Below are 12,483 nucleotides of genomic sequence, written 5' to 3'. Positions count from 1 at the left end.
TCGGTAAAGGCGATGACATTCTCGCCAGCGGCTCCAACCTCGGACAAGCTTGCCCTCGCGACATTGGCACCAGCCCTGAATGTCAGGCAAACCCAGAAATGGGATCCCTGCCCCGGCGAACTCTCGAATCCGATTTTTCCGCCCAGCAATTCGGTGAGTGACTTGGCGATGGTGGTGCCCAGGCCCGTACCACCAAACTGTCGGGCATGGCCGCGATCCGCCTGCTCGAACGCATCGAAAATGCGCTTCTGCGCCTCCAGGGGAATGCCGATGCCAGAATCGCGAATGGAGAACCGCAATGGAATCTGCCCTTGCGAGGCTGGGCCATTTAGCGAAACTTCCACCGAAACTTGTCCATTTTCGGTGAATTTGACGGCATTTGACACCAAATTGATCAGAATCTGTCGCAGATGGTCGACATCACCGCCTAAATTGTCAGGCACATCGTCGGCGACCCTGATCTCGAATCCCAGCCCTTTCTTGAGCGCCGTGGACTGGGTGATCAACTGGACACTGCGCAAAAGATCGGCGAGGTGGAAGTCGGAGACTCGCTGTCTGAGCTTGCCGGACTCGATCTTGGAAATATCGAGGACATCCTCGATCAAGGTCAGCAACGAGCGCGCCGATGCCTGCATGACTTCAACGAATTCGCGCTGCTCATTGCTCAGACGGGTCGTTGTCAGCAACTCGGTCATGCCGACGATGCCGTTGAGCGGCGTGCGGAACTCATGGCTCATGTTGGCCACAAACGCGCTCTTGGCCTGATTGGCCCGGCGTGCTTCAGCGGTGGCCTTGGTCAAGGCGCGCAGCAAGGATGTGAGATAGCCGGGAATCAGGATCAGGCCACCCAGCAAACCCCAGGCAAGAGGCGCGTTGTCCAGCCAGTATTGGGTGCTCAGGATGACACCCAGGAAGGACGCTACCGCCAGGCAAACCGCTGCAAACAGGAAGCGCGGCCCATAGCGCAATACGTTCCCGATGGTCACCCAGAGGAAGATGACGTAGAGCGGCGCAAGCTGCGGCCCGAGGGTCATCATGGCACCCATGGCCGAATAGTCGAGAATCATTCCGACCCAGCGGCGTACGTTCGATACGCCAGGATGGATCGCGATATGAACGATAATGGCAGTTCCGACGCAGGTTTCGGCCAGCAGGATCAGCAGGGCACGCGGCAAGGTGGGGCCACTGAGCCCCTGGGTGGAGGCGGCACCGAGCAGGTAGATCAGCCAGACACCCACGATCACCAATCGCACGAACGCCTGCCCGTGTTCGCTGTCGGGGCGATTCGCGAATCGGTTTCGCAGGTTTTCCAGCTTGGTTCTCATTGTGGCCATCTCCGTCGGCACATTGAGCGGGCTGTTAGAGCCCGAAACCCTGTGGTGCCAATTTGGCTTGCTGGATTTCGGCGATTCGAGCCTTGTTCGCCAGCAACACCTCAACACAAGCACTATCAAATAGCGTGCCAGCGTGCTCGGTCAGGTAGCTAAAAGCCTCCTCATTGGTCCACGCGTGCTTGTAGGGACGCTCTGACGTAAGCGCATCAAACACGTCGGCAATTGCCACGATCCGGGCATTCAGGGGGATTTGCTCGCCCTTCAGGCCATCGGGATACCCGCTTCCATCCCAGCGCTCATGGTGCCGCAGGGCAATCTGGGCACCGGTTTGCACGAAACGACTCTGGCTGTCGCGCAGGATTTCGTATCCGATCAGGGGATGCTTGCGCATGGCTGCCATTTCCTCGTCATCGAGGCTGCCCCGCTTGAGCAGGATCGAATCCGGAACACCGATTTTTCCGATGTCGTGCAAGGGCGCAGCAAGCGTCAAGGTGCGAACTTCGTCTTCGGACATTCCCATGTCCTCCGCAATGATCTCCGAGTAGCGAGCCATACGCAGCAAATGCACGCCCGTTCCAAAATCCCTATATTCGATTGCCTTGGCCAGACGGAACAGCATTTCTCGCTCGCGCTGCTCGACTTCCTGGACACCCTCCAGCACTTTCTGTTCCAGCGAGCGTGCGCGTTCCTTGACCGACTCTCCCTGGCGGCGGATCTGCAGCAGGTTCTTGCAGCGCGAACGAAGCTCGCGTGGCCGGACCGGCTTGACCAGGAAGTCGATGACGCCGGCATCAAGCGCAGCCTGGCGTACTGGTTCGTCGCCAACAACGCTGATCAGGATGATGGGCACATCGCGCCGGGACATGGGACGCCGGAACCGCCGCGCGAACTCCAATCCGTCCATTTCTGGCATGCGGTAATCAAGCAGAAGTAGATCCGTACTGTTGTTATCCGACCAGTGGAGAGCATCGACCGGGTTGCCGAAATCGGATACGTGCACGATCGGGCCAATGCCCTCGACCACGTGTCGAAGCATCGTCCTCGCTGAAGGCTGATCATCAACGATGAGTACGTTCACGCCACATTCTCCACTGGGCCGGAGCAACGAATTTCGGCGGCGTCGCGGCCTGCCGGTGCGGATGACAGCGGCGCACCATGAGCGCTGCCGTATCGACGAAATTCTGCTCGAATCGTCAAGTACGGAAGGCTATCACATTGCAGGCTTCACGGACTTCAATAAAATGGCAAAACCGTAACAGATTCTGCGTCTTCCCAAGTCGACTGGAAACACGACGCCTCGTACACCGCTGGTCAGGCTTGCGGACGCATGTATGGGAACAGGAGCACGTCGCGAATGGATGCCACGTCGGCCAGCAACATGACGAAACGGTCGATTCCTATACCCAGCCCTCCAGTCGGCGGCAATCCGTATTCAAGCGCACGAATATAGTCGGCGTCGAAATGCATGGCCTCGTCATCGCCGCCAGCAAGCGCATCCACCTGGGCCTGGAATCTCGCGGCCTGGTCTTCCGGATCATTGAGTTCCGAGAAACCGTTGGCGATTTCCTTGCCGCCCACGAACAGTTCGAATCGATCGGTTATTCCCGGCTCATTGTCGGACTCGCGCGCCAGCGGCGACACCTCGACAGGATGCGCCGTGATGAAGGTGGGCTGGACAAGACTCGCCTCGACCGTCTGCTCGAAAATCTCGAGCAGCATCTTTCCCCAGCCATACGATGCCTTGACTGCAATACCGAGTCGCTTGCAATGGCTGGCCATGGCATCGCGGTCGCGCAGGTCCGTGCGCAGGATTTCCGGATTGTGTTCAAGCACGGCATCATCCATGCGCCTGCGAGCAAATGCAGGCCCGAGATCGATATCCCTGCCCTCCCAGGTCAATGCAGTGCGACCCAAAGTCGCCTGCGCCGTTTCGCGGAGCAGTGACTCGGTGATGTCCATGATCTCGATGTAGCTGGCGTACGCCTGGTACAGCTCCAGCATCGTGAATTCCGGATTGTGCCGCGTGGACACGCCTTCATTGCGGAAATTTCGATTGATCTCGTAGACGCGCTCGAAACCGCCGACCACCAGGCGCTTGAGATACAACTCGGGGGCAACTCGCAGATAGAGATCCAGATCCAGCGCGTTGTGATGCGTGACGAAGGGACGTGCGGTCGCTCCACCGGGAATGATGTGCATCATCGGCGTCTCGACTTCCATGAATCGCCTTGGCGCCGCTTCCAGCCACTGACGCATGAATCCAATGGCGCGTGAGCGCAACTGGAACGCTTCGCGCGCTTCCGGAGTGACGATCAGATCGACATAGCGCTGGCGATAACGCTGTTCGATATCCGCAAGGCCATGCCACTTGTCGGGAAGCGGGCGCAGCGATTTGGTCAGCAGGCGCAGGGAGTCGACCTTGATAGAAAGCTCACCGGTACGCGTGCGCATCAGTTCGCCCTCGGCGCCAACGATGTCACCGGTATCCCAACCCTTGAATGCATCGTAGGCCTCGCCCAGGGTGGAACCTTGCAGGAACAACTGGACCTGCCCATGCATGTCCTGGATCTGGACGAAGCTCGCCTTGCCCATGATCCGGCGCGCCAGCATGCGACCGGCTACGCGGACCCGACGAGGATGCGAGGCAAGCGCCTCGGAATTCCACTTCTCGGCGTCGGCGTACTCTGCCTGAAGGTCGCCGGTGAAGGCGTTGACACGAAAGTCGTTGGGATAAGCGTTGCCAACTTCGCGCAGACCACGAAGTTTCTCGCGCCGCTCGGCAATCAGCTTGTTCTCGTCCGCCAGCTTGGGCGCTTCGTTTTCGTTGTTTGCCGGGTGGTCAGGAGAAGAATCTGCCGTCATGGGTATCGCTCACTGGTGAACATCAGGGGAAATCGACCGGCACACGTGCTGGGGCGCCGAATGCGTTTGTCGTGGCAAAGCCGGTGATCATAGCGCGAAATGCACCTCGATTTCGCTCGATACTTCCACAAAATCAGAGGCATATACTCGGTGCCCCGCCGCGCTGAGCAATTCGGCTGCGGAGCGGGAATTCTCTACTCAATTCGGGGAGGGTGAATTATGAGTAGTCTCAATCTCAAGTCAGCGCTCAGGACGTTGCTCGTTTCAGCAATGCTGATGTGTTGCACTACAGCTGCATGGGCCCAGGCCGACAAGAAAGCCAAGCCGGCCATGCAGACTCAGGGCGCCATTGCGACAGTCTGGATGTTCTGGCCCAAGGCGGGCCAGGGCCCCCAATTTGAAGCAGCCATCAAGAAACACGCTGCATGGCGCAAGTCGGCGGGCGAGAAATTCGTCTGGAGTATCTACCAGCCCATCGTTGGCAGCGACCTCGGCTACTACGTCGTCCGCTCGGGTCGGCATGAATGGGAAGAGCTGGACGCCAATGAGGCATGGGGAATGCAAGCCAAGGCTGATGACGCGTTCAACACCACCGTGAATCCTTTCGTGGATCGCGCGGAGCACTATTTCTCCGAGCTCGATCACAAGCATTCCAACTGGATCGAGAGTCCGGACTACAAGTACTACTCGGTTTCCAACTATTCCGCCAAACCCGGCATGTATGGCGATCGGCGTGAAGCGCTGGACAAGATCCAGAAGGCGGTTATTGACGAGAAGTGGGCCTACTCCTATTCGATCGCCCACACCATGGGCGGCAGCGGTGGATTCAGCATCGTCACGCCAATGAAGAGCTACGCCGAAATGGCTGACCCGGATCCTTCGCTGATGAAGATCCTGGCCAAATCGCTGGGCTCGGAGTCGGAGGCGACGTCTACCATGAAGCAGTTCAGCAGCACCATCAACGGTAGTGAAACCACAATATACGTGCGCCGCGCAGATCTCTCGACACCCGAGTAGACCCGACCTGTCGCCATGCGCCCGGCCAGCGAAAACTGGCCGGGCGCATTCAATTATGCATCGCTGCGCTTGGCGCCGGCTTCGAGGCCCGACTTCAGGCTGGCTTCGATGAATTCGTCGATATCGCCATCAAGAACCTTCTGCGTATCGGTGCGTTCGACGCCGGTGCGCAAGTCCTTGATACGGCTCTGGTCGAGCACGTAGTTACGGATCTGGCTGCCCCAGCCGATATCGGACTTGGTTGCTTCCAGCGCATCCCGTTCGACATTGCGCTTTTGCACTTCCAGCTCATACAACTTCGCACGCAGCATCTTCATCGCATTGTCACGATTGGCATGCTGTGACCGGCCGGTCTGGCATGCAACCACCACGCCGCTCGGTACGTGGGTGATGCGCACGGCAGATTCGGTCTTGTTGACGTGCTGTCCGCCCGCACCGGAAGAACGATAGACGTCTGTCTTCAAGTCAGCCGGATTGATATCGATATCGATATTGTCGTCCACTTCGGGCGACACGAAAACCGACGTGAAGCTGGTGTGGCGACGGTTGTCCGAATCGAATGGCGACTTGCGCACAAGCCGGTGCACTCCGATCTCGGTTTTCAGCCAGCCATAGGCGTAGTCGCCCTCGACCTTGAAGGTTGCACTCTTGATTCCAGCCACTTCACCGGCGGAAGCCTCGAGCAACTCGGTTTTCCAGCCGCGGTCTTCAGCCCAGCGCAGGTACATGCGCAGCAGCATCTCGGCCCAGTCCTGCGCTTCTGTTCCACCGGCACCGGCCTGGATGTCGACGAACGCATTTGAGCTATCCATCTCGCCCGAGAACATGCGCTGGAATTCCAGCTTCTCGACATGCTTCGAGATGTCCGCCACATCGGCCTCGACACCCTTGATGACTTCCTCGTCGGCCTCGGCTTCGCCGAGCTCCAGCAGTTCCCCGGCATCAGCCAGTTTTTGGGTCAGCTCGGTGATCCCGTTGACGACGCGCTCAAGCTGGGCGCGTTCCTTCCCCAGTTCCTGGGCGCGTGCAGGATCGTTCCAGATTTCCGGATTTTCCAGCTCCCGGCTGACTTCCTCGAGACGCTCGGCCCGGACATCAAAGTCAAAGATACCCCCTGAGCGATCCAAGTCGCTCCTTGAGGTCATCAATACCGGCACGGATTGGATTGGTCTCTATCACGGAATTCTTGCGCTGCGTTTCGGGGCGCGAAGGATAGCAAATCGGCCCTGCCACCGGTTGTGTACTGCGGTTGGAGGTCCGTGATCGGGCCCGGATACACCTGCCGGGCACCGGCCCGGAAAAAAGCCGGGTCCGTCGACTCAGGCCATTTCGACATGTCGCAGGATCAACTGAAGGGACTCGCGGCCGTTCCATTCGTTGACATCAAGCTGGTAGGCGGCACGGAATTGCTTGGGCGGCGTCGCCCCGGGTTCGACATTGAACCGCATGGCCTCCACGAGTATCTCGCTTCCGCAGGGCTTGAGCGTCATGCGCCAGTGCTTGCCACCCACCAGTCGCCAGGCATGAAGTTCGAAGACATTGTCAAAAAGCGGCTCACTGAACCCCTGCCCCCATGGCCCGGCGAAACGCAGCGCTGTTGCCAGCTCAAGATTGAATTCGCCAGGCTCGAGTTCCCCGTCGGTCAACAGCTGGGGTTCGAACAGTTCGGCCGGGGCGCGGGCGCGAACGACATCATCGAAAATTTCTCCGAACCGGATGACATCCGATCGATCGAGACTCAAGCCCGCGGCCATGGCGTGTCCACCGAACCGAACAATGAGACCTGGAGCACGTGCATCCACCTCGGCAAGGATGTCACGTACGTGGATGCCTCGGATCGAGCGGGCAGACGCACGGATTTCGTTGCCACCTTCCACCGCCGGAGCGCAGGCAATCACCGGACGATGAAGTCGGTCCTTCAGCTTGGAGGCAACCAGCCCGACAACGCCCGGATGCCAGTCCTCTTCGAACAGGACCAGTCCCAAGGGCAGCGCGGACTGACCCTGCTCGGCAATCCAGCGGCTCACCGCTGTGTCAGCCTGTTCGACCATGTTCGCCTGCAGATCGCGACGCTCCGCATTGATTGCAGACAGACGTTCCGCCAGTTGGTCCGCCACGGATGGATCATCGGTCAGCAGGCACTCGATGCCCAATGCCATGTCTTCAAGGCGTCCCGCAGCGTTGATGCGTGGAGCCACCGCGTAGCCGAGATCGCTGGGCACCAGGCTCGATGCTGTCCGGCCAGAACTGCGCAACAGGGCAAGAATGCCGGCACAGGCCTGCCCGGCGCGGATACGGCGCATCCCGGCCTGTACGAGCAGCCGGTTGTTGTAATCCAGGGGAACCAGGTCAGCGACTGTTCCGAGGGCCACAAGATCAAGCAGGACACCAAGATCAGGCTCAGCCAGGCCTCGCTCGTCGAACCATCCAGATTCACGCAAATGTGCGCGAAGGGAAATCAGCACGCAGAATATGACGCCCACGCCTGACAGCGCCTTGCTGGCAAATGCATCATCCGGAAGATTCGGATTGACAATGGCGTTTGCGGCCGGGAGCTCAGGACCGGGCAGATGGTGATCGGTGACCAGCACGTCTATTCCGCGCTGGCGGGCTGCGTGCACCCCTGCGACGCTCGCCACGCCGTTATCGACTGTGATGATCAACTCGGGCGCCGGGTCGAGCAGGCTTTCCACCAGATCCTTGCTCAGGCCGTAGCCATGCAGGAACCGATTCGGCACACGAAAACCGACCTGACTTGCACCCAGCATGCGCAGGCCGCGCACCGCCACCGCCGTGCCTGTCGCACCGTCACAGTCGAAATCACCCACGACGACGATGCGCTTGTCCTGCGTCATGGCCGTGGCCAGCAACTGGCACGCCGCATCCATTCCGCCCAATGATGCTGGTGGCTCCATTCGCGCAAGCCGATACTCGACCTGTTCACCGTGATCGATACCCCGCGCCGCATAGATGCGACGCAGGACCGGATGAATTTCTGTCGACCATGCTTGCGTCGATGCCGGATTCACCCTGCGCCGGATCGTGGAGGTTCCAGTCATGCCAGTTCGCGCATGCGCCGCCAGAATCGAAAGCGATGCCCGGCCCTGATCTGGATGCGTTCCCCTGAAGCGAACAAAAGCTGGATACGCCCGATACGACCGCGCCGCAGCAGTGAGTCCAGCACGGCAAAAGCCTGGTCCTCGAGCTGTTCGCCTCGCGCCTCGAACAGGTCGATCAGGATCGAACCTTTCTCTCCACCGGCATCATTCAGCACCTGCTCTATCCCGGATGCCAGAGGTATTCGCTCGACCGATGCGAGATCCGCCAGCGCCTGCAATTGAGCACGATCGCTGATCACCAGTTGCAGATCGCTGCGAACCCAGGCAGGCAGACGACCGCCTCCCCAGAACCACAAACTGTTGACGCTGACAACACCGATGCGTGCGCGCCGGGCGTTGACGGGATGATTGTGCAGGATGATCTGCGACTCGTTGAACAACTGTCGCCACTGCCGCCCATCGGCACCCTCGGGCAAGTGCAGCTTGAGGTCATCGCCCAAAGCCTCGTCGGGCGGAACTGCCGCAGGCAATCGTGCGTCGGGCGAGGCACGCACATACCAGCGGTCCGGAAGTTTCGCGTCGAATTCGTAACCGGCATCGCCGAACAAGGGTTTCAGGTCACGCGCGATACTTTCGCAATCCGTCTGCGAAAGACCAAGTTGACCATGAGCCAGCATCCGCGCGGTTGCCATGTCGGCGCGCACATGGGCAGGATCGGCACGCAACCAGGATGAGCCCGCGGCATCGCCAGCGTCACGCTGTCGTGTCAGTGCCGCGACAGGCATGGATGGGCCAGGCCATTGGATCAGCGGGCGTATCGCTTCGTACTCGCCAGAATCGACATCGGGACCATGATCACCCTGCGCCGACCAACGCGACAACGTGCCCTTGGCCACGCACGGCGAGGCAACGCAACGCCTCCACTCCGGCAGCAGCAGGAAAACTTCAGTCATGCCCGTGATGACTCATGGAATCTCGCAGGAATACGCGGATCCCGCGCTTGTCATACTACGTAGCGCACGCCGGTGATCTCGTAGTTGCGCGTTCCATTTGGCGCCTGAAACTCGAAACTGTCGCCTTCAATCTTTCCTATCAGGGCACGCGCGAATGGCGAGGAAACGGAAATCAGCTTCTGCTTGATGTCCGCTTCGAGATCACCAACGATCTGGTAGGTCACTTCTTCCCCACTGTCTTCATCAGTGAGATCGACAGTTGCGCCGAAGACGATCTTGCTGCCCGCATTCAGCTTTGAGATGTCGATGACATCGGCGTAGCTCAAGGCAGCTTCCAGTTCCTTGATGCGACCTTCGGTGAATCCCTGCATCTCGCGCGCAGCGTGATACTCGGCATTCTCCTTGAGGTCGCCGTGTGCGCGTGCCTCTGCGATATCGCGGATGATCCGCGGCCGATCGACAGACTTGAGTCGGTCAAGCTCGGCGCGCAGACGGATCGCACCTTGCTGGGTCATTGGAGCTCGATTCATGCAGTCAATTCCCTATGCAATTCCTGAAGGCTGTTGACGCTCCCGCTTTCGCGGAAATCCAGTGAGTGAAGCAAGGCCTTCGCGCCCGAGATGGTAGTCGAATATGTCACGCGTTGCTGCAGTGCCTGGCGCCGGATCGAGAATGAATCCGCGATCGCCTGCTTGCCCTCGGTGGTGTTCACGATGAACACGATTTCGCGATTCTTGATCAGGTCGACGATATGCGGCCGCCCCTCGATGACCTTGTTGATTCGCTCGCAGACAATACCTCGCTCGCTCAGATACGTGCAGGTGCCGCTGGTGGCAACCAATCCGAACCCGCGACGCAACAGCTCTTCGGCGATAGACACCAGCCGGCTCTTGTCTGATTCACGCACGGAAAGGAAGGCCTTTCCAATTGCGGGAGGCTCGATCCCCGCCGCTTCGTGGGCACGCGCGAATGCTTCACCGAACGTGCGACCCACACCCATGACTTCGCCGGTCGAGCGCATTTCAGGGCCGAGGATGGGATCGACATTCTGGAACTTGAGGAACGGAAAAATCGCCTCCTTGACCGAGAAGTATCCGGGCACCATTTCGCGTGTCGCACCTTGGTCGTTCAGTGAGCGGCCGACCATGCAGCGGGCAGCGATCTTGGCCAGCGGGACACCTGTCGCCTTGGAGACAAATGGAACAGTGCGCGAAGCGCGTGGATTCACTTCGAGGACGAAGATCGAGTCACCCTGGATGGCAAACTGAGTATTCATCAAGCCAATGACCTTGAGCTCGCGCGCCATCTGACTGACCTGCACGCGCAGCCGATCCTGCAGTTCGGCACTCAACGAATAGGGAGGCAGCGAACACGATGAGTCACCGGAATGCACACCGGCCTCTTCGATATGTTCCATGACGCCCCCAATCAGGACATTGCCTTCGGCATCGGCGACCAGGTCCACATCGATTTCGGTGGCGTGGTCGAGGAAGCGATCAAGCAGCACCGGTGATTCATTGGAGACCTTGACCGCATCGCGGATATAGCGCGCCAGGTCCTCATCGTCATGTACCACTTCCATGGCACGACCGCCCAGCACGTAGCTGGGCCGGACCACCAGCGGATAGCCGATCTCGCGAGCCAGGGCCAGCGCTTCGTCGGCATTGCGTGCCGTCCGGTTTGGCGGCTGGGCAAGACCGAGCTTGGTGATCATTTTCTGGAAGCGCTCACGATCCTCGGCCAGATCGATCGAATCCGGCGAGGTGCCGATGATCGGTGCCCCGGCGGCCTCAAGGGCGCGTGCAAGCTTGAGTGGCGTCTGCCCACCATACTGGACGATTACGCCCTTGGGCTTTTCCTTGTCGATGATCTCGAGCACGTCTTCAAGCGTGAGTGGTTCGAAATAAAGACGGTCGGAGGTGTCGTAATCGGTCGAGACCGTCTCCGGATTGCAGTTGACCATGATGGTTTCGAATCCGTCCTCGCGCAAGGCGAGTGCTGCGTGCACGCAGCAGTAATCGAATTCAATACCCTGGCCGATTCGGTTGGGGCCGCCGCCAAGCACTATGATCTTGTCGCGAGTGGTCGGTTCGGCCTCGCACTCTTCCTCATAAGTCGAGTACAAATAAGCCGTAGTGGTGGCGAACTCGGCTGCACAGGAATCGACGCGCTTGTAGACCGGACGCACATTGAATGCGCGGCGCAAATGCCGCACGGCGTTCTCGTCGGTTTCGAGCAACTCGGCCAGGCGCGAATCGGAGAATCCCTTGCGCTTGAGCGCACGCATCCGATCGGTATCGATCGCAGCCAGTCCCTGTTTCGCCACGACCGACTCGACCTGGATGAGGTCTTCGATCTGGGCCAGGAACCATGGGTCAACATGGGTCAGCGCGGACATGTCCTGCAGCGACAAACCGGCACGGAAGCCCTCGCCGATATAGAGGATACGATCCGGGCCCGGCTGACGCAGTTCGCGCTTGAGCTCGATCATGCCGGCTTCGGTATTCGCATCGATCTCCAGCGAACTGAAACCGTTGTTTCCGGTTTCCAATCCGCGCAGCGCCTTTTGCAGTGACTCCTGGAACGTACGTCCGATTGCCATGACTTCGCCGACCGATTTCATCTGCGTGGTCAGGCGTGAATCTGCGGCAGGAAACTTCTCGAATGCGAAACGAGGGATCTTGGTCACGACGTAGTCGATGGCCGGCTCGAATGAAGCCGGTGTCAGCCCGCCAGTAATTTCGTTGCGCAATTCGTCAAGCGTATAGCCGACAGCAAGCTTCGCCGCGACCTTGGCAATAGGAAATCCGGTTGCCTTGGATGCGAGCGCGGAGGAGCGTGACACGCGCGGATTCATTTCGATGACGACAACCCGGCCATCGTCGGCATTGATGCCGAACTGGACGTTCGATCCACCCGTATCGACACCGATCTTGCGCAGCACCGCAATGGATGCGTCACGAAGGCGCTGGTATTCCTTGTCGGTCAGTGTCTGCGCTGGCGCCACCGTGATCGAGTCGCCGGTGTGGACGCCCATTGGATCGAAATTCTCGATCGAACAGACGATGATGCAGTTGTCCGCGGTGTCGCGAACCACTTCCATCTCGAATTCCTTCCAGCCGAGTACGGACTCTTCGATCAGCACTTCATTGACTGGCGACAGATCGAGCCCGCGCTTGACGATCTCTTCGAATTCTTCACGGTTGTAGGCGATGCCGCCACCAGAACCACCGAGCGTGAAGCTGGGCCGGATGATGG

At 59.4% G+C, this 12,483-nt stretch carries 10 protein-coding genes; 2 read left to right on the top strand and 8 right to left on the bottom strand.

The features are described 5' to 3' along the window. On the bottom strand, positions 1–1,325 hold a 1,325-nt coding region (locus WBP53_RS13495), incomplete at its 3' end, for a sensor histidine kinase (RefSeq protein WP_423929764.1). A 34-nt stretch (positions 1,326–1,359) separates the two neighbouring features. Next, positions 1,360–2,370, bottom strand: coding sequence for an HD-GYP domain-containing protein (locus tag WBP53_RS13490; RefSeq protein ID WP_423929766.1), 1,011 nt, complete (start codon positions 2,368–2,370; stop codon positions 1,360–1,362). A 28-nt stretch (positions 2,371–2,398) separates the two neighbouring features. Here WBP53_RS13490 and WBP53_RS13485 point away from each other — a divergent pair, with 28 nt between their 5' ends. Then, on the top strand, positions 2,399–2,590 hold the full coding sequence (locus WBP53_RS13485) for a hypothetical protein (protein WP_423929762.1): 192 nt from the start codon (positions 2,399–2,401) through the stop codon (positions 2,588–2,590). 55 nt (positions 2,591–2,645) lie between these two features. Here the strand turns inward: WBP53_RS13485 and lysS are convergent, their stop codons facing one another. Then, positions 2,646–4,196, bottom strand: a complete 1,551-nt coding sequence (gene lysS / locus WBP53_RS13480; protein ID WP_423929761.1) for a lysine--tRNA ligase — start codon at positions 4,194–4,196, stop codon at positions 2,646–2,648. A 219-nt stretch (positions 4,197–4,415) separates the two neighbouring features. On the opposite strand from lysS, the gene WBP53_RS13475 reads away from it, so the two are divergent. Further along, positions 4,416–5,213: a hypothetical protein gene (locus WBP53_RS13475; RefSeq protein WP_423929759.1), complete on the top strand. Its 798-nt coding sequence runs from the start codon at positions 4,416–4,418 to the stop codon at positions 5,211–5,213. A 53-nt stretch (positions 5,214–5,266) separates the two neighbouring features. On the opposite strand, the gene prfB is transcribed toward WBP53_RS13475, so the two are convergent. The 5 genes from prfB to carB all read right to left on the bottom strand — a co-directional run. Continuing rightward, positions 5,267–6,392 (bottom strand): peptide chain release factor 2 gene (gene prfB / locus WBP53_RS13470; RefSeq protein ID WP_423929757.1). Its coding sequence is split into 2 segments (ribosomal slippage): positions 5,267–6,316 and positions 6,318–6,392, totalling 1,125 coding nucleotides; the frame shifts between segments, so codons are not numbered across the junction. Positions 6,393–6,532: 140 nt separating this feature from the next. After that, complete coding sequence (gene recJ / locus WBP53_RS13465) at positions 6,533–8,272, bottom strand: single-stranded-DNA-specific exonuclease RecJ (protein ID WP_423929756.1); 1,740 nt, start codon at positions 8,270–8,272, stop codon at positions 6,533–6,535. Then, positions 8,269–9,225, bottom strand: coding sequence for a phosphoglycerate mutase (locus WBP53_RS13460; RefSeq protein WP_423929754.1), 957 nt, complete (start codon positions 9,223–9,225; stop codon positions 8,269–8,271). The genes recJ and WBP53_RS13460 overlap by 4 nt, the downstream gene beginning before the upstream one ends. A gap of 50 nt (positions 9,226–9,275) precedes the next feature. After that, on the bottom strand, positions 9,276–9,755 hold the full coding sequence (greA, locus tag WBP53_RS13455; RefSeq protein WP_423929752.1) for a transcription elongation factor GreA: 480 nt from the start codon (positions 9,753–9,755) through the stop codon (positions 9,276–9,278). Then, a partial coding sequence (gene carB, locus WBP53_RS13450) for a carbamoyl-phosphate synthase large subunit (RefSeq protein ID WP_423929750.1) occupies positions 9,752–12,483 on the bottom strand: 2,732 nt, incomplete at its 5' end. The genes greA and carB, both read right to left, overlap by 4 nt.

Origin of the sequence: Dokdonella sp. (assembly GCF_049593775.1) — a bacterium.
Classification (GTDB): domain Bacteria; phylum Pseudomonadota; class Gammaproteobacteria; order Xanthomonadales; family Rhodanobacteraceae; genus Dokdonella.
Note: the sequence above shows the minus strand (reverse complement) of the source record. Positions and strands in the feature narration are given on the sequence as shown.